15 protein-coding genes are annotated in these 17,293 nt (G+C 52.2%); 7 read left to right on the top strand and 8 right to left on the bottom strand.

Annotated elements, in window-relative coordinates:
• Window positions 1-47: 47 nt before the first annotated feature.
• A complete protein-coding gene (locus MRY86_RS00380; RefSeq protein ID WP_293569369.1) occupies window positions 48-374 on the bottom strand; it encodes a 2Fe-2S iron-sulfur cluster-binding protein in 327 nt (108 codons plus the stop codon).
• Between the two features lie 215 nt (window positions 375-589).
• Here MRY86_RS00380 and rplS point away from each other — a divergent pair, with 215 nt between their 5' ends.
• A complete protein-coding gene (rplS, locus tag MRY86_RS00375; RefSeq protein WP_039723144.1) occupies window positions 590-943 on the top strand; it encodes a 50S ribosomal protein L19 in 354 nt (117 codons plus the stop codon).
• A 184-nt stretch (window positions 944-1,127) separates the two neighbouring features.
• Complete coding sequence (locus MRY86_RS00370) at window positions 1,128-2,924, top strand: serine hydrolase (protein WP_293569373.1); 1,797 nt, start codon at window positions 1,128-1,130, stop codon at window positions 2,922-2,924.
• On the opposite strand, the gene MRY86_RS00365 is transcribed toward MRY86_RS00370, so the two are convergent.
• Window positions 2,921-4,126 carry a hypothetical protein gene (locus tag MRY86_RS00365; RefSeq protein WP_293569375.1) on the bottom strand — a complete coding sequence of 402 codons (1,206 nt, stop codon included), beginning with the start codon at window positions 4,124-4,126 and terminating at the stop codon, window positions 2,921-2,923. The two genes, MRY86_RS00370 and MRY86_RS00365, sit on opposite strands and share 4 nt — an antisense overlap.
• A gap of 223 nt (window positions 4,127-4,349) precedes the next feature.
• Between MRY86_RS00365 and raiA the strand changes: the two genes are divergently transcribed.
• The 3 genes from raiA (at window position 4,350) to MRY86_RS00350 (ending at window position 7,483) form a co-directional block, all read left to right on the top strand.
• A complete protein-coding gene (gene raiA, locus MRY86_RS00360; protein WP_044145907.1) occupies window positions 4,350-4,655 on the top strand; it encodes a ribosome-associated translation inhibitor RaiA in 306 nt (101 codons plus the stop codon).
• Between the two features lie 466 nt (window positions 4,656-5,121).
• Window positions 5,122-6,528 carry an MBL fold metallo-hydrolase gene (locus tag MRY86_RS00355; RefSeq protein ID WP_293569379.1) on the top strand — a complete coding sequence of 469 codons (1,407 nt, stop codon included), beginning with the start codon at window positions 5,122-5,124 and terminating at the stop codon, window positions 6,526-6,528.
• A 136-nt stretch (window positions 6,529-6,664) separates the two neighbouring features.
• Window positions 6,665-7,483, top strand: coding sequence for a sterol desaturase family protein (locus MRY86_RS00350; RefSeq protein WP_293569381.1), 819 nt, complete (start codon window positions 6,665-6,667; stop codon window positions 7,481-7,483).
• A 129-nt stretch (window positions 7,484-7,612) separates the two neighbouring features.
• Here the strand turns inward: MRY86_RS00350 and MRY86_RS00345 are convergent, their stop codons facing one another.
• Together MRY86_RS00345 and MRY86_RS00340 are read right to left on the bottom strand one after the other, a co-directional pair.
• Window positions 7,613-7,750, bottom strand: a complete 138-nt coding sequence (locus tag MRY86_RS00345; protein ID WP_293569383.1) for a hypothetical protein — start codon at window positions 7,748-7,750, stop codon at window positions 7,613-7,615.
• Window positions 7,751-7,753: 3 nt separating this feature from the next.
• Window positions 7,754-8,227, bottom strand: coding sequence for a hypothetical protein (locus tag MRY86_RS00340; protein ID WP_293569385.1), 474 nt, complete (start codon window positions 8,225-8,227; stop codon window positions 7,754-7,756).
• A 112-nt stretch (window positions 8,228-8,339) separates the two neighbouring features.
• On the opposite strand from MRY86_RS00340, the gene MRY86_RS00335 reads away from it, so the two are divergent.
• Window positions 8,340-10,748: a DUF3536 domain-containing protein gene (locus tag MRY86_RS00335; protein ID WP_293569387.1), complete on the top strand. Its 2,409-nt coding sequence runs from the start codon at window positions 8,340-8,342 to the stop codon at window positions 10,746-10,748.
• Here MRY86_RS00335 and MRY86_RS00330 read toward each other — a convergent pair.
• Window positions 10,728-12,152 (bottom strand): aminotransferase class I/II-fold pyridoxal phosphate-dependent enzyme, encoded by a 1,425-nt coding sequence (locus MRY86_RS00330; RefSeq protein ID WP_293569389.1) that lies wholly within the window; start codon window positions 12,150-12,152, stop codon window positions 10,728-10,730. The genes MRY86_RS00335 and MRY86_RS00330 overlap by 21 nt on opposite strands.
• Window positions 12,153-12,288: 136 nt before the next feature.
• On the opposite strand from MRY86_RS00330, the gene MRY86_RS00325 reads away from it, so the two are divergent.
• Entirely contained in the window at window positions 12,289-13,245 is a 957-nt protein-coding gene (locus MRY86_RS00325; protein ID WP_293569391.1) for a WD40 repeat domain-containing protein, read from the top strand.
• Between the two features lie 118 nt (window positions 13,246-13,363).
• Here MRY86_RS00325 and MRY86_RS00320 read toward each other — a convergent pair whose 3' ends face one another.
• From MRY86_RS00320 to miaB, 3 genes are all read right to left on the bottom strand, one after another.
• The gene (locus MRY86_RS00320; RefSeq protein ID WP_293569393.1) at window positions 13,364-14,143 is read right to left on the bottom strand and encodes a hypothetical protein; all 780 of its coding nucleotides are present in this window, start codon (window positions 14,141-14,143) and stop codon (window positions 13,364-13,366) included.
• Window positions 14,144-14,244: 101 nt separating this feature from the next.
• Window positions 14,245-15,555 carry a sigma-54 dependent transcriptional regulator gene (locus tag MRY86_RS00315; protein ID WP_293569395.1) on the bottom strand — a complete coding sequence of 437 codons (1,311 nt, stop codon included), beginning with the start codon at window positions 15,553-15,555 and terminating at the stop codon, window positions 14,245-14,247.
• 34 nt (window positions 15,556-15,589) lie between these two features.
• A complete protein-coding gene (gene miaB / locus MRY86_RS00310) occupies window positions 15,590-17,032 on the bottom strand; it encodes a tRNA (N6-isopentenyl adenosine(37)-C2)-methylthiotransferase MiaB (protein ID WP_363325452.1) in 1,443 nt (480 codons plus the stop codon).
• Window positions 17,033-17,293 lie beyond the last annotated feature (261 nt).

Genomic DNA, 17,293 nt, shown 5'->3' with positions numbered 1-17,293 from the left:
ATTGTATGAGCCATTTAAGACAAGATAGCCAATTCCCGGGACTTAAGCTAGGCCTCCTCGTCTTCAGGAGCCAACTGCACCTTCAGCCCGTTCAGTTCAGGCGTTATGCGTAGCTGACACCCCAGGCGGGAGTTGTCTTCCACAAAGAAAGCCTGATCGAGCATGTCCTCTTCGTCTTCGCCCATTTCGGGCAGCTCGTGGCCGCTTTCCACATAAACGTGGCATGTGGAGCAGAGCGCCATACCGCCGCAGGTGCCTTTCACCGGCAGTTCATACGCCTTGCAGACCTCCATGAGGTTCATATTCATATCCGTAGGCGCCTCGAGTTCGTGGGCTTCGCCCTGCCGGTCAACAACGGTTATTTTTACGTCCATAATCTTTGTAGCTGTTTTCGCAGCGCAAATATAGTGCATCCGGCGGGGTTGGCAACTGCCGGGCGTATTAATTCCTAAAGGTTGTGTTTTGGTCATGGCTCCGGCCCCGTTCTGTTTTTGTTGATTTTTTAGTTTTGGTTTAGGTTTTTAAAAATTATTGGTTTACCTTTGCACGTCTAATTGAAGGACCCTGACAATTTTCAAATATCAGTACGATGGACGCTATTAAGTTTGTAGAAGATCAGCTGTTGGCAAAGAAAAACTTTCCAACTTTCCGCCCCGGTGACAATATTGTAGTAAGCTACAAAATTGTAGAGGGCGATAAAGAACGTATCCAGGACTTCCGTGGCGATGTAATTAAGATCAAAGGCCATGGCAGCAACCTGATGTTCACCGTTCGGAAGACCTCCAGCGGTATCGGTGTAGAACGGATCTTCCCGATCGTTTCACCAAATATTGTTGACATTAAGGTGCTGAAGCGTGGTAAAGTACGCCGTGCCAAGCTGTACTACCTGCGGGACCTCGTGGGCAAGAAGGCTCGCATCAAGGAGCGTGCACGTGTAAAGTAAAAATATTCAGCAATTCGCTGATAGCATACTATCCGGTCAGTTTCCCCTTGGTGGTAAGCTGACCGGATTTTTTGTGCCTGCCCATGAGTGGTGCTTTATCGAAATTTGGCGGGTGCTCTTCTATTAAATAGCCTTTCCTGCATGGTTTACTATTACTTTGGTGCCCTGAATCAAAGCTAAAACCATGCGTATCAAACAAGCATTTATACTTCTCCTTGCCTTTATCGCCGGGCACCGTGTGTGGGGGCAGCTGCCTGAACAGCAGGCTCAACAGATCGATGCCTTTGCCAATCAGCTGCTCGAAGACTGGAAGGTGCCGGGCATTGGGCTCGGCATTGTCCACAACAACAAAGTGGCCTACGTGAAGGGCTACGGGCAGCGAAACCTGGAAAGCAAGGCTCCGGTGACGCCAAACACCCTCTTTGCCATTGGCTCTTCCTCAAAAGCATTCACAGCGATTTCAGTTTTGCAGCAGGCCGAAGAAGGCGTGATTGACCTCGATGCACCGGTACTTGACTATCTACCGAAATTCCGGATGTACGATGATTATGTGACGCAGCACCTCTCGGTCCGGGACCTGCTTTGCCACCGCTCCGGGCTGCCCCGGCATGATTTATCTTGGTACGGGTCAGCAGCGAGCCGGGCAGAACTGCTGGAGCGGCTGCAATACCTGGAGCCCAGTGCGGGTTTCCGCGAAACCTTCCAATACCAAAACCTGATGTTTATGACCGCGGGCTATCTGGTTGGACAGGTGGCCAATTCTACCTGGGAGCAGGAAGTACAGCAGCGCCTCTTTAAGCCATTGGGTATGGAACAGGCAAATTTTGATATTGGCCAAATGGAAAAAGCGGAAGACGCCGCCTTGCCTTACCAAAAGACAGCAACCGGCGAAATCCTTAAGATGCCCTACCGGAATATCAATGCTATCGGGCCTGCAGGTTCTATAAATGCCTCACCCAAAGAGATGACGGCATGGCTAATCGCTCTGCTCAATGGCGGCAGCTACATGGGCGAGCAGGTCTTCTCCAATGGCTCGGTGCTGGAAGCCATGACCCCCGTGATGACCGTGCCGGGCGGATGGAGCAATGCCCTGCGCTATGATAACGGTGGCGCGCCGGTTTCCTATGGTCTAGGCTGGTTTATCAGCAACCACAAAGGGCGGAAACTCGTCACCCACGGTGGCAATATCGACGGCTTTTCGGCTGAGGTGGCGCTGCTGCCAGGCGATTCTATCGGCATCGTCGTGCTCACCAACCTGAATGGCAACCCGGTACCGGATATTCTGCGCAATTACGTCCTGGACCTGCTGACCGGCAGCGAAATCCGGGACTGGAACGGGGAAGCACTAAAAATGCGGGAAAAGCAGGAAGAAGCTGCCTTGGCTGAAACAGAAGATGTGGTCCGTCAGGAGGGCACAACGCCTTCGCATGATCTGGAAGCCTACACGGGCACCTTTACGCACCCCGGCTACGATGAGATTGTCATAACCCACAAAGGGGATAGCTTGTTCGCGAAATTGGTCGCCGCGCCGGAGCCACTGCCGTTGGGGCATTACCATTACGATGTCTTTTACAATGACGATCCCGATTGGGGCGAAACGAAAGTGCAGTTCCTGACCAATTTCGAAGGAAATGTTGATCAGCTTAAAGTGCAACTGGAGCCTTCGCTGCCCGCGATGACCCTCGACCGGAAGCCGGAGCCTAAAGCGTTCACCGCTGAAGAACTAAAGGCCTATACCGGTACCTACCTGATCATGGGCGTACAGCCGGTAACCGTAAAATTAGATGGGGAGACCCTGAAGATGGAGGTGCCCGGTCAGCCGACCTACACGCTGGTGCATGAGCAGGACCACCGGTTTGCGCTCAGGGGGCTTGATGGCTACACCGCGCTATTCCAGCAAAATGCAGAAGGAGCAGTTTATAAAGTCACCCTCATTCAGCCTAACGGGCAGTTTAGCGGGGATAAGCAGGCCAAGGATTAATCCACCCGGAACTGTTTGATCATCACGGCTCCGCTCTCTTCCAGGTTGGAGCTTACAATGATCACTTGTTCGCGCTCCCCGTCATCCACGGAGACGGCTACGGTATTCGGCCGGATATCGCCAAGGTCGTCTGCGTGGAGGACGAGGAAGTTGTCGGTTTGCGAAAGCGTAACGGGAATGCCAATGCGCCGTTTAGACACGCGGTGCTGATTGAGGATGCGCTCTCCGTTGAGGAAGAGGGTGGCGACATCGCCGTCCACGGTTCCATTGTCCCAAATTTTAATCCGGATATTTGGGCTGCTCACTTCGAGTACTCGTTGCACTTTGATCTGCCGCTGGTTTTCCAGTTGGTAAGGTTCGGCAATGGCCTGCCGGGTTTGTACAATTTCCCTGGTCAGTACAGGCTTTTCGAGGTATAAGGCACCGCTGGCGCAGGGGCCGGATTCCATATCATAACCTTCGATATGCCCCTTCCAGGTCCCCTCCAGGACGAGGCGGCTGCCCTCCCGGCGATAGGCCAGGTCGCCGGACTTGATGCACCAAGGCCAGGCCGGGTCTTCCTTTTTAATAACGGAGCCTTCCTGAAAGTGCAGTTCGTTGCTGCTGACGTCGTAGGTATACTCGAGATCCATATGAGCGCTGCCGCCGTTGCCTTCGGAGACGATATAGGAACCGCCCAGCCCGCGTGGGCCCAGGTCGACTTCGAAGTAGAAACCATAGTCGCGGTCGGACTGAGAAAGCGTGCCCGTCCACTTGCCGGCAATCGTAGGTTTTATTTCCTGTACGACAGTATCCTGTAAGGTTTTGACCGGTCGCTGGAGGAAAAGTTGCCCTGGTGTGCAGCCATCGGCGCGCCAGGGGCCGGAAAGCGTAGGGATCCCATTTTTTTCGCCCGCCCGGAGGGTGGCGTATTTGAGGCACCACTGAGGGGATGCGGGCTCTAGCTGTTCCACCTCCTGCAGGATCAGCTTTTGCCCATCCCAGAAACCGGTGAGGAGGAACCGGGCGGTGTGCTGCCCGTCAGCAGTGGCAGAGAAGGCTTCGCCGTTTAGAGAGGTGCCGGACTGCTGTAATTGGATGCGGTAAACGAAGGTGTCGGTTTTGCCATCCTGAGAAAGGTATCCTTCCCATTGACCGCCCAGATTTTGTGCAAAAAGTGCCCCCGAGGCCAGGAGCCAACCGATTATCAATTGCCATCTCATAGTTTTCCCATTCTGCGGAGCCTGATTATCAGACCGCTATAAAGGTAGTGATAAGGATCAACTACTGCAACTGATCTTTATCAATGCGCCCCCAGCTGTGAGGGCATACCTTGGAAGTATTAAATCACTAAAACGGAATCCACCAGAAACTTAAAAAGGACGAGACCGCAGCCCTAACCGCTGCCAAAATCAACCAGCCTAACCGAACTAGAAAATTGAACTTATGAAAGTACAAGTGAATTCCACCTTCGAGGTAAACGAATACCTAAATGGTGTTATTGAAGAGAAAGTCAGCAAATTAGCCAATTATTCAGATCGGATTACGGAAGCGGAGGTTTACCTCAAGATTGGGGAAAAGCGCCACCGCCAGCCGGAAGATCAGATTGTGGAACTGCGCCTGACGGTGCCCGGCCATACTTTTTTTGCCGAGGACCACAGCGATGCTTTCGAAAAGGCTGTAGCTGGTGCTGCTGATAAAGTGAAGCGGCAACTGTTGAAATACAAAGAGCAAGTTACGAACCATCATTGATCTAAAACGGGGAGCACAGACTACTAATGTTTACAGATCGCTATTCCCCTTCATCTTTTGGAAATAGCGCTTTGGCAGAGGCTTTTATGTACATCGGTTCCGTTCACGGAGCTTCTCAGTTAATCCCGCCTTTGCCTACTACGCCGGGCAGCAGCATTCTATTGTCACCTTACCTCCGCTGCCCGGCGATTTTTTTGCCCTGCGGGGAAGACGGTGACAAATGTCACCGCCTGCCTGACGAAAGTCACCTTGTTATTTGATCTAGATCACAAACCCCGCCTCCCAAACCCCTTTACTTTGTCTTTGTAATCAGAAAACAACCTTTAGTAATGATTTGTAAGCACCACAACCGTTGCCCCTGAGCAGAAAGCCCGGGCATTTTTTTGCCCTAAATCATGAATGAATGATCATATTTTAAGACAATAATCTCTTACTTCAGTCCAAACCTTGTAAATTTTTTTAACCAATGAAAGTAGAACAAATATATACCGGATGTCTGGCCGAAGCGGCTTACTACATTGAAAGCAATGGCGAAGCTGTCATTATCGACCCTTTGCGCGAAACGGATCCTTACATCGAGCGCGCAGAAGCTGATGGTGCACGCATCAAGTACGTTTTGGAGACGCACTTCCATGCGGATTTTGTTTCCGGCCACCTGGACCTGGCCAATAAAACCGGCGCTACTATTGTGTTTGGCCCTACTGCCAAGCCAAACTTCGAAGCGCACATCGCTACCGATGGCGAAGAACTGAAAGTGGGTAATGTAACCATCAAGGTGCTACATACACCTGGGCATACGATGGAGTCTTCCACCTTCTTGTTGTTTGATGAGAATGGCAAAGAGCATGCGATCTTCACCGGTGACACCCTCTTCCTGGGTGATGTAGGCCGACCTGATTTGGCGGTTAAAACCGACTTGTCCCGTGAGGACCTCGCCGGGCACCTGTTTGACAGCCTCCGCAATAAGATAATGCCACTCTCTGACGAGGTGATTGTGTATCCTGGGCACGGTGCCGGTTCTGCCTGCGGCAAAAAGATGAGTTCCGAGACCTGGGGCTACCTGGGCGATCAGAAGAAAACCAACTACGCCCTGCAACCTATGACCCGTGAGGAATTCGTGAAGGAAGTGACCGATGGCCTGGTGGCGCCTCCACAGTACTTCCCCAAGAACGCGGTGATGAACAAAATGGGCTATGATTCCATCGACGACATCCTGGCCAAGGGCCTTAACCCGCTTAGCGTGCGCGCCTTTAAAGCCGCATGGGCAGAGGAAGAAGCACTGGTGATTGATACCCGTCATCAGGATGACTTTGCCAATGGCTTTATCCCGGGTTCTATCTTCATCGGTATTGATGACAACTTCGCGATGTGGGTAGGTGCGCTGATTACGGACTTGCAGATCCCTATTCTGATTGTTGCTGATGAAGGCCGTCAGAAAGAGGTGGTGACCCGTTTGGCCCGTGTAGGTTACGATAATCCAATCGGTTATCTGGAAGGCGGCTTCGAAGCCTGGGCAGAGGCCGGTGAAGAAGTAGATACTGTAGAAGAAGTTACCGCGACAGACCTGGCTGACCGCTTTGAGCAAGAAGGTATGAACGTACTGGACGTGCGCAAAGCCAGTGAATACAACGCTCAGCATGTCATCGGTGCACAAAACTTCCCGCTCGACTTCATCAACAGCAACATGAGCGAGGTAAGCCGCGATAAGCGCTATTTCCTGCACTGCGCAGGGGGCTACCGCTCTATGATTACAGCTTCCATCTTGAAGTCTCGTGGCTACAACGACGTAGTCAACATCAAGGGCGGCTACAAGGCACTGGTGGAAACCAATCTGCCAATGACGGAATTTGAAGAGCAAATCACAGAACTGTAAGGCAAGCTTTTAAGATTGTTTTATTGTGAATTAGCTATGGCCCGGTACAATCCTTTTGTGCCGGGCCTTTGACATTTTTATTGCCCATATAATTATCGGTTTTCTTAATTTTGTACAAAATGAACACCGGTAAACTATGGAAAATTTTCTAGCATTTTTTGAAACCATGCCCGCCTGGCAAAAGCTGGCCTGGGTTTTCGCCTGTTTGTCTGTCAGCTGGGTACTTGAAGGTGCCGTGCCGCTGGTTACCCTCAATTATAAAAAGTGGAAACACGCCGGGGTCAACCTTATCTTCCTCAGTACTTCCCTGGTGATCAATTTGTTGTTTACCATTGCCACCGCCGGGGTGTTTATCTGGGGTGCACAGTACGAATTCGGGCTGTTGTACTGGATAGATTTACCGGTCTGGGCGGAGCTCATCCTGGCGGTGATGTTGCTGGACCTGGTCGCGCAGTACGTGGCCCACTATCTGTTGCACAAAGTGAAGTGGATGTGGAAATTCCACCTGGTCCACCACAGCGATACAAAAGTGGACGCCACCACCGGCACCCGTCATCATCCGGGCGATTACGTGATCCGGGAGGTCTTTGCGCTGTTTGGCGTGGTGGTCTTTGGCATCCCATTGGCATTCTACCTGTTCTACCGCATCGCTACCATCCTCTTCACCTACCTTACGCATGCCAATATTACTGTGCCGGCCTGGTTGGACAAGCCGTTGAGCCTGCTGTTCATTACGCCGAATATGCACAAGTTCCATCATCACTTTGAGCGGCCCTGGACCGACTCCAACTACGGCAATATTTTCTCGCTTTGGGACCGCATGTTTGGCACCTTCGTATACGATGACCCCCGCAAGGTACGCTACGGTGTGGACGTGCTCAGCGATGATTTGGATGAGAATGTGGGCTATCAGTTCAGAGTGCCTTTTGATAAAACCATTAAGACGGACTACTAAAGCCGGTCAGGTGTGGCAATAAAATCAAATGCCCGGGAAGTGTTTGGCAAAACACCCCGGGCATTTGCAGTTGGCGATAGTTTGAAGACACTAAACTTTTCCCACAAGGACAAAATGCCAAACATTGGACTAGGCACCTGAAAATCTAAGCCCGGAGAGGTGTACGAAGCGGTACTGACCGCCCAGAAAACCGGCTGTCGCCATATTGGCTGTGCGCCGATCTATGGCAATGAGAAATGAGGTAGGCAACGCGATCAGGGATGCCATGAATTATTCCAGGATCATCCTGGCCTCTTCAAAAAGGACCCGTGCTGAGTCCAGTTGGGTAGCCCAGGCCTTAGCCTGTTGTTGCCCCTCCTGTTTGAGTTGCTGGAGTTCCTGCAGGTCGGACGAGGAGAGGTTTCTGTTTCCGCTTTCTTTGATGGCATTTAGGCGGGCAGCGCCTTCCTGCCACCGGTTAACAAAAGCAAATGAAGCTTCAGATGCTTCGCCAAGTGTTTGTAATTCCTGTTCAAGCCGCGTTTTAATATTCGTCGCGGGAGCCTCCGGCAGCGAATCAAGTGCCATAAGTAATTCCTGAGCGCTCTCCTGAGCTTTAAGAATCCCTGTAACCTGATCAGTTACCAGGGCGGTCGTGCTATCCCAATCCGATGAAAACCGGGTCACCTCATCCTCTTTTGGAGGCTTTTCTCCTGAGCAGGCACCCAAGATCAATAAGGTCAGACAAGCAATCAAAAAGCGCATAGGTAATTTTTGAGCTAAGATAGGAAATTGGTCTTCAATCGTGTAACGCTTTCTTTATTGTAGATATTACACTAAGTTCTTACCTTCGTTTGGATCAACTCAAGTTATCAAGATGACCACATCCAAAAGATACGTTTGTATTCACGGCCACTTTTACCAGCCACCCCGTGAAAACCCCTGGCTGGAAACGGTGGAAGTACAGGATTCGGCTGCCCCCTTTCACGACTGGAACGAACGCATCAATTTTGAGTGCTATGCACCCAATGCGGCGGCCCGTGTTCTTAATGGAGCGCAGCGCATCATTGATATTGTCAACAACTACGCCCGCATCAGCTTCAACTTCGGACCCACCTTGTTGTCATGGATGGAAAAAGCCGACCCCAAGACCTACGCCCGTATCCTGATGGCGGACCGCGAAAGCCAGGCCCTCTTCGGCGGTCACGGTTCGGCCATGGCGCAGGCGCACAGCCATCTCATCTTACCGTTGTGCAATCGCCGAGATAAGGAGACGCAAATCGCCTGGGGCATTGCAGACTTTAAGCACCGCTTTCAGCGGATGCCAGAGGGGATGTGGCTGGCAGAAACAGCCGTTGATGCAGAGACCTTGGAGGTTTTGGCAGAACAAGGGATTCAATTCACTGTACTGGCGCCCCGGCAGGCAAAGGCCATCCGTAAAATCGGGGCATCTGAGTGGGAAGAACAGGGGCATGCAGCGGTGGATACCCGCCGCCCTTACCTTTGTCAGCTGCCCTCCGGCAAAACGATTACCTTGTTTTTCTATCACGGCGGCATAGCGCAGGGTGTAGCATTTGAGGGGCTATTGAATAACGGTACCGCCTTTGCGAACCGCTTTCAGGAGGCCTTTACAGATACGGAGGAGCCACTGCTGGCCCATATTGCCACCGATGGCGAAAGTTATGGCCACCACCACCGGCATGGAGAGATGGCCCTTGCCGCCTGCCTGCGTTCTATCGAGGAACAGGGCATTGCGACTGTGACCAATTACGGTCAGTACATGGAGCTCCACCCGCCCACTTATGAGGTGCAGATTCATGAGAACAGTTCCTGGAGTTGTGTGCACGGGGTGGAGCGCTGGCGGTCTAATTGTGGCTGCAATACCGGCGGACGGCCTACCTGGACACAAGACTGGCGGGCACCCCTTCGGGAAACCCTCAACTGGCTGCGCGACCAGTTGATCCCCATCTACGAAACAAAAGCCGGAAAATTGCTGAAAGACCCCTGGGCGGCACGTAATGACTACATTCAGGTGCTTCTGGACCGCAATGCCAACTCCGTGGATGCTTTTGTAAAGGCGCACGCTAAAAAGGGGCTGGATGAGGAAGCGTTAACGCAATTACTCCGGCTGATGGAACTGCAACGCCACGCCATGCTCATGTTTACCAGCTGCGGTTGGTTCTTCGATGAGGTATCGGGCATTGAAACCAATCAAATCCTGCAGTACGCCAATCGCGCCATCCACTACGCCATACAGGTGGCAGAGGTCGATTTGCATGATGAATTTGTGTCGAGACTGGAGCAAATACCCAGCAATGTTTATGAAAATGCAGCAGAAAGCTACCAAAAGTACGTTGCTCCTGCCCGGGTCGACCTTATGCGGGTGGGCATGCACTACGCTGCTTCCTCCATTTTTGAAGAGTACCCGGAACACCTGGAATTCTTCAACTACATTGCGGATAGCGAAAGCTTTTACCGGCTTTCTGCAGGAAAATACCGGCTGGCGGTAGGCCGGACCATGGTGCAGTCCAAAACCACACTGTCCCGCAAGCACTTCAGTTTTGCCGTACTGTACCTGGGGCAGCAGAACATCATTGGCAATATCTCGCTGGATATGAGCCTTGAGGACTTTGATCAGATGGCGGAGGTGGCCAGGCAAGCTTTTCGCAGTACCAACCTCGGCGAGGTGATCGGTCAGATGCAGACCTACTTTGGGCAGGAGAAGTTTTCCATTTGGGAGCTCTTCACCGATGAAAAGCGGAAGATCCTCCGTCAAATCACCGAGGATAGTCAGGAACAGGTGGAAAAAGCCCTGCGCGACATCTACGAAGACAACTACCAACTGATGATGGGGATGGCCGTGAGCGATATCCCGGTACCGGAATACTACCGTAGCGCGGTCGCCTTTGTACTGAACCATGACCTTCTGGAGGTATTTGAGAATGGCAATCTTAATCGTCGGGAGCTGCGCCGCATTCATGCAGAGTTCCGCCGCTGGAATGTGCCGCTCGCCAATGAGCAGGCCTTTAAGCTAGTGGTGGAAGAACGGGTTTTCCGGGAGCTGCAGCAGCTGCAAAGTGGAGAATCCGGTTTGGATCAATTGCAGACTCTAGTGGCTGTTTTGCAAACCATCAGTCAGCTGGATATCTCCATGGAGTACTGGCAAAGCCAAAACCTGTACTTCTCCCTGTTGCAGGAATATCAATCGGGAGGGCGTACTTTTCAGGATGAGGAGTGGGAAGCGGCTTTCATGGCTTTGGGAGAACTATTGAGCGTGGAGGTTTAATTCAGCTGCAACGGTGCGTAATTCCGCCCAGGCTGCTTCCACATGCCGGCCTTCAACGTAGGTCTGCCCGATGACCATGCGCAAAACGTACCGGTCCTCAATTTTGGTGTGCGTGAGGAATAGTTTGCCCCGCTGATTTACCTTTTCCACCAATGCCTGGTTGAGGGCGTTGAGGGCTTCTTCTGATCGGTCATCCGGCCGGTAGCGGAAGCAGGTGAAGTTGAGAAACGGAGGAAGCAGCAGCTCAAAGTTCTCTGACTGTTCGACCCATTCTGCAAACTGAGCGTTGAGTGCAATGTGTTTTCGTAGGCGCTCCTGCATGCCCCTCAGCCCAAAACTGCGCATGACAAACCATAGCTTGAGTGCCCGGAAGCGCCGCCCAAGTGGAATACCCCAGTCCCGGTAGTCGTTGACCTGCCCTCGGGTGCGGGTCTTGAGGTACTCCGGCAGTATATCAAAAGTACGTACCAGTATATCAGCATCTTTTACATAGTAAGCCGTGCAGTCGAAATTGGTAAATAACCATTTGTGCGGATTGAAGACAAAACTGTCGGCCTGTTCCATCCCCTCAATCATCCATTGGTACTCTGGCAAAATGAGGGCAGAACCAGCATAGGCCGCATCAATGTGGTGCCATACGTTATGCCGGGCGCAGATAGCGCCGATCTCCGGGATGGGGTCTACCGCAACGGTGCCGGTAGTGCCCACAGCAGTGACCACACAACAGGGAAGGTAGCCCGATTCCATATCTTGCTGAATCTGTGCCTCAAGCGCATCCGCCCGCATCCGCATTTGCTCGTCCACGGAGATTTTGATCAGGTTTTTGCGGCCGATACCGGCGATTTTTACGGCTTTCTCAATGGAGGAGTGGGTTTGTGAGGAGCAATAAACGCGCAGGTTGGGCGGCACACCATTTTCATTGGCTTCGAAGTTGGTCACCTTCTCTCGTGCGGTCAGAATAGCCACCAGGGTCGCGGAAGAAGCCGTATCCTGAATAACCCCTTCCCAATCTTTTGGAATGCCCATCGCTCGCTGCAGCCATTCCATCATACGCTCTTCCAGTTCCGCGGCAGCCGGGGAGGTTTCCCAAATCATACACTGTGCGCCCATGGCAGCGGTCATCATTTCGGCGTAGACCGACTCTACAGAGCTGTTGGCGGGGAAGTAGGCGTGGAAATTGGGGTGCTGCCAGTGGGTCATTCCGGGCAGGATGATGCGGTCCATATCCTGAAGGATGGCTTCCAGCGGTTCTCCGGATTCGGGCATCTGTTCCGGGATTTGCTGATAGATATCACCCGGTGCTACCTGCGACTTTACGGGCAATTGTTCCAATTGGTCGAAGTACTGCTGTATCCATTTGGTAATATCAGGTGCGTGGCGGTGGAAGTCTTTGCGGTCGATCATGTTTTGAAAAGCCGATTTTGGAAACCACTAGTATACGGAAAAGCGCGCTTCGCGGCAGTGTTAATGATATGGTAATCGTAATTTTTTATCCGCCTGATAGAGGGCAGTAGGCTATTTTTACCTTAAACCACCCGACATGAAAAACTGCCTTACCCTGGCTATCTTATCCGCCAGCCTTTTTACTTGCAAAACGCCCTTGCAGGAGTACAACTTTGAAACCATCATCTGGGCCGCTGCCTGGAGCCCGGACGGTCGATATGTAGCCTCGGGCGGGAATTCGGAAGCCCTTACGATCTGGTCTGCTGATACCTGGCAAGTCACTGAACAGCATTCCTTTCCGAAGACCATCACGAATACCGCCTGGCATCCCACCCAGCCCAAACTTGCCGTTACCCTGCACCTTACTTCTGAAACCAGCGTAATCATTGATATGGAAAACAAGAAAAAGACAGCGCTGCCGGGATTGTCACCTGAGGGGGCAAGAGCTGCTGCCTGGAGCCCGGACGGAAAGTTGTTGGCAATAGGAGATAACGAAGGCTACCTGAGCCTCTATGCACCTGGGGGAGCACTGGAACGTCAGGTCAAGGTAGACCCTAAAGCCATTATCGGGTTGAGCTGGCATCCGGAGGGGTTGCAGATTGCTACCGTTGGTTCTAAGCTGGGCTTTTACAATCTGGAAACAGAAGCGGTACGAACGATTCACCACCGTGACATGCCGGTATTAATGCTGTCTGTAGCCTGGCACCCTTCCGGCGATTTTCTGGCATTAGGTGACTACGGCGACTATGAACAAAAGCTGCCCCCATTGCTTCAGTTTCGCAAACCCAACGGGGCGTTGATAAAATCTATCAAAAAAAGCCGGGCAGAATACCGGAACCTGAGCTGGTCATCTGATGGGAAGACACTGGCTACTGCGAGTGATGGGGTCCGCCTTTGGTCTGTTGAAGGGAGATTGCTCGGTCATGCCCTCAATGATCAATACCTCTGGGGCTTGGACTGGAGCCCTGACGGTCAGCAGCTGGTGGTGACTACCGCTGGAGGGGCGGTGAAGGTGCTGGACCGGGAGCTTGGGGTGGTGGTTAGCAGGCCTTAGTTTATTGGGTTGGGAACACAGATTGGACTGATTGCGCAGATTTACACTGATATCCGGGAGGGCCTTCCAGCGGGGCGGGTCTCGTTGGGCAGATCAGTGTAACTTACCAAAGCTACGCTTAATCATTCAACTGACAAGTCCAAATCGTCACCGCCCGCTCGCCCCGGTTAATGACCACCGGCAAATCCACCTGCGTGACCGGATCAACCAGCACACCCGTATTATCGAAGCCTTTGTACAAATGAAGCTCTAAACGGTCCTCCCATTCCGGGTAGAAGTTCAGGTACTTCTCGGTTTCTTTCAGGACGCGTTCAAAAGAAAACCAGTTGTCGGCATCAAACTGATAGAACCAAAGCGCCAGGGCGTAGGCACCAAAGTGCGAATCGGGAAAGTACTCATCGTAGCAGCGTTCCACGAGTTCACCCGCCAGCTCCGCCGCTTTGCTGTTGCTGTAGCGTTCCAGAGAAATCTGCTCCACCTGTTCGCCCACGAATTCTGCGAGGCTGGACTTGGAGTCGATCACCTCCTGAAAGGACGTGTCATCTTCAAAAATGGAAGTGAAGTATTCCAGCTCCCAGTTGCTGAGAATCACGCCGTTGTACATATTGCTGCGGAAAGCCTGTGCTGCGGGCTGTTTGAAAGCATGCATGAGGTCTAGTATTTTATCTTCGCCTACTCCGGGTACTGCTTCCACTTGGTGGAGGTCCTCAAAACGGCGCCCGGGCAGTTCGGTTCGTGCTTTGAGCAGGCGTTCGGCTACCTTTTCGCCAATGCCCGTCCCTCCATTTTGGTGGCGGTCACGGATGGCATCTGATAGTGCAGTGGCATCGTTAATATGGTTGAGGAAACCGAGTAGCCGGCGTTCCATTGCAGGCAGCAGTTCTTTCTTGAGGTCCATGGCTATACCAATTTAGATGGAAAAGATAGCAGGTCTGAGGGAAATGAACGGCTTTTTTCGCAAAACTTTACATAAAATTAAACTCGGGTGTTGTTGCCAGCTTACAACCCGTACTGTTTGATTTTGCGGTAGAGGGTCCGCTCAGAGATACCTAAATCTGAAGCTGCTTCCTTTCGCCGGCCATTGTGTTTGCGCAGGGCCTTGTAGATTAGCTCCTTCTCGTTGTCTTCCAGGGAGAGGTTCTCTTCCAGCTCTTCCGTTTGAGCATAATGCTGCTGTTGTTCCGGGTCATCGTGGTTGAGAATGATGGGCTTAACGCTATCAGGCAAATCCTGCGCAGGAAAGTCCTCATCGTGGTAGTCGTGGAGAAAGTCGGTAACGTCGCGTTTGTCGGCAGCATTCGTACCCGGATAGTCGGAAGAAGGCGCCTGTAGGCTGCGGATATCGCTGGCATCAGGTACGCGGAGGTCGTTATTGCGGATGAGCTCAAAAACGAGCGTCTTCAGGTCATTCAGGTCGTTCTTCATGTCAAGCATGAGCTTGTAGAAGATTTCCCGCTCCTGCATGCTGACTCCATCCCCGTCGCCTCCTTTCCGTTCGGCAATCATGGGCAGGTTGCGGCGGCTGAGCTGTGGGGCGTACTGTAGCAAGTGCTCGGCATCCAGGAGTTTTTCCTCTGCCATTACGGACGCCTGCTCCGCCACGTTTTTCAGTTCCCGGATGTTACCCGGCCAACTGTAATTTTCCAGCATTAGTCGGGCCTTGTCATCCAGTTGAATGGAGCCCGTACGGTACTTTTCGGCAAAGTCGGTGGCAAACTTGCGGAAAAGCATATATATGTCTTCCCGCCGTTCCCGAAGCGGTGGCACGCTAATGGGCACGGTATTCAGGCGGTAGTAAAGGTCTTCCCGAAACTTACCTTTCTTTACCGCTTCCAGGAGAGAGACATTGGTAGCTGCAATGATGCGCACATCCGTTTTATGTACCTTGGAGGCACCCACCCGGATGAATTCTCCGGTTTCCAGTACACGCAGCAGAAAGGACTGCGTATCCATGGGCATCTCGCCGATCTCATCCAGGAAAATCGTACCGCCATCGTAGGTCTCAAAGTACCCTTTGCGCTCGCTTGTCGCTCCGGTGAAGGCCCCTTTCTCATGCCCAAACAGCTCTGAGTTGATGGTGCCTTCCGGAATGGCCCCGCAGTTGATGGCAATGAAGTTGTTGTGCTTGCGCGCACTCAGCGCATGAATGATTTTGGAAAACACCTCCTTACCCACACCGCTTTCGCCCGTAATCAGCACAGACAAGTCCGTACCCGATACGCGGACGGCAGTGCTCAGCGCGCGGTCGAGTAGGGGAGACCGCCCGATGATGCCAAAGCGTTGTTTGATGGATTGGAGGTTGGCGTCCATTTGGGGTAGTTGGTTTTCGGTATAAAAATCTGGCTTATGCCTGTACCATCTCGCCAATCAGGGTGGCGCTTGTGGCATCATTTACTTTGACGTAGCAGTAGTCGCCGGGCTTGTAACCAGGCTCTTTGTCGAAGACCAGCATTTTGTTTTGGGAATTTCGCCCCTTGAACTGCTGATCGGACTTCCTGGAATCGCCTTCAATCAAGACCTTGAAGGTCTTGCCAATGTCTTGCTTGTTGTGGGCAAAGGATACCTGCGTTTGCAAACGGATGATTTCCTGTAGGCGGCGTTTTTTTACCTCAAGTGGGATGTCGTCCTCGTACTTCCGGGCAGCCATTGTGCCGGGGCGCTCCGAGTAATAAAACATATACGACATGCTGTAATTTGCAAACTCGATCATGCTCAGGGTCTCCTGATGCTCTTCTTCCGTTTCGCTGCAGAAGCCGGCGATAATATCGGAGGAAATCGCGCAGTCGGGCATGATTTCGTAGATGCGGCGCACCTTGTCCATGTACCACTCCCGATCGTAGGTCCGGTTCATCAGGTCAAGGACACGGCTGTTGCCAGACTGCACAGGCAGGTGAATGTACTTGCAGATATTGTCGTATTTTTTCATGGTGTGCAGCACCTCATCCGTAATGTCTTTGGGGTGAGAAGTGCTGAACCGGATACGCAGGTCGGGGTGCACCAGAGCCACCATTTCAAGCAGCCTGGCAAAGGTAACGGTCGCTTCGGTCTCCGGGTTTTCCCACTTATAGGAATCTACGTTTTGGCCCAGAAGGGTAACCTCCCGGTAGCCCCTCTCGTACAGGTCAGTGGCTTCCGCTACAATGCTGAAGGCGTTGCGGCTTCGTTCCCGCCCCCGTGTGAAAGGCACCACGCAGAAAGAGCACATGTTGTCACAACCCCGCATGATAGAGATGAATGCCGATACGCCATTGGAGTCGAGGCGCATTGGATTAATATCAGCATAGGTCTCCTCGCGGGAGAGGAAGACGTTAATACCTTTGTCGCCATCTTCCGCTGTAGCGATAAGCTTAGGCAAGTCGCGGTAGGCATCCGGGCCGATGACCAGGTCCACCAGCTTTTCTTCCTCCAGCAGCTTGGTTTTCAGGCGCTCGGCCATGCAGCCCAGTACACCGACCAGGGTGCCGGGACGGTTTTTCTTTACCTTGTCGAAGATCCGAAGGCGCTTGCGCACCGTGTCTTCCGCTTTTTCACGGATAGAGCAGGTATTGATCAGGATAAGATCGGCGATCTCCATATTGCGGGTAGCCTGATACCCCGCCTGCCCAAGAATAGAAGCAACAATCTCGCTGTCGCTGAAATTCATCTGACAGCCGTAGCTCTCAATATAAAAATGCCGGGCTACTTCCGGGTTGCTCCTATCGGGTTGGTCCTGGAAGAAAGCCTCACCTTGTCTTTTCTCGTCTATCGTCTTGGTCAAGCCGACCAAGGTTGGATTATCATCGTACATCATCGTCCCTTTTTCAAAGTAGTCGGCAAAGATAAAACAAATTCACCGGCTGAATGACAATTTGGCAGGTAGATTTTGTATTTTGTCTTTGATTATGTCTTATTGTGAAACCCTTAACCATATTGGACACACCAGGTTCGCCCGCTGTAGCATCCATTTAAAACTAAGACTATGTTGGGAATTCGCTTTTGGAGCGAATTTAGTCAAATTTTATTCTGAACGAGGCACGATGAAGGAGCATAGCCTAAGCTAAGTGACTGA

It is taken from the genome of Phaeodactylibacter sp., from assembly GCF_022763345.1.
Taxonomy (GTDB): domain Bacteria; phylum Bacteroidota; class Bacteroidia; order Chitinophagales; family Saprospiraceae; genus Phaeodactylibacter.
The sequence above is the reverse complement of the archived record's forward strand: the minus strand, read 5'-3'. Positions and strand labels throughout refer to the sequence as shown.

Bases quoted from the DNA above. Each gene is read 5' to 3' on its own strand.
- raiA (WP_044145907.1), top strand. From the start codon at position 4,350: ATGAAAGTACAAGTGAATTCCACCTTCGAGGTAAACGAATACCTAAAT.
- rplS (WP_039723144.1), top strand. From the start codon at position 590: ATGGACGCTATTAAGTTTGTAGAAGATCAGCTGTTGGCAAAGAAAAAC.
- MRY86_RS00350 (WP_293569381.1), top strand. From the start codon at position 6,665: ATGGAAAATTTTCTAGCATTTTTTGAAACCATGCCCGCCTGGCAAAAG.
- MRY86_RS00345 (WP_293569383.1), bottom strand. From the start codon at position 7,750: ATGGCATCCCTGATCGCGTTGCCTACCTCATTTCTCATTGCCATAGAT.
- MRY86_RS00365 (WP_293569375.1), bottom strand. From the start codon at position 4,126: ATGAGATGGCAATTGATAATCGGTTGGCTCCTGGCCTCGGGGGCACTT.
- MRY86_RS00325 (WP_293569391.1), top strand. From the start codon at position 12,289: ATGAAAAACTGCCTTACCCTGGCTATCTTATCCGCCAGCCTTTTTACT.
- MRY86_RS00370 (WP_293569373.1), top strand. From the start codon at position 1,128: ATGCGTATCAAACAAGCATTTATACTTCTCCTTGCCTTTATCGCCGGG.
- MRY86_RS00380 (WP_293569369.1), bottom strand. From the start codon at position 374: ATGGACGTAAAAATAACCGTTGTTGACCGGCAGGGCGAAGCCCACGAA.
- MRY86_RS00320 (WP_293569393.1), bottom strand. From the start codon at position 14,143: ATGGACCTCAAGAAAGAACTGCTGCCTGCAATGGAACGCCGGCTACTC.
- MRY86_RS00315 (WP_293569395.1), bottom strand. From the start codon at position 15,555: ATGGACGCCAACCTCCAATCCATCAAACAACGCTTTGGCATCATCGGG.
- MRY86_RS00340 (WP_293569385.1), bottom strand. From the start codon at position 8,227: ATGCGCTTTTTGATTGCTTGTCTGACCTTATTGATCTTGGGTGCCTGC.
- MRY86_RS00355 (WP_293569379.1), top strand. From the start codon at position 5,122: ATGAAAGTAGAACAAATATATACCGGATGTCTGGCCGAAGCGGCTTAC.
- MRY86_RS00330 (WP_293569389.1), bottom strand. From the start codon at position 12,152: ATGATCGACCGCAAAGACTTCCACCGCCACGCACCTGATATTACCAAA.
- MRY86_RS00335 (WP_293569387.1), top strand. From the start codon at position 8,340: ATGACCACATCCAAAAGATACGTTTGTATTCACGGCCACTTTTACCAG.
- miaB (WP_363325452.1), bottom strand. From the start codon at position 17,032: ATGTACGATGATAATCCAACCTTGGTCGGCTTGACCAAGACGATAGAC.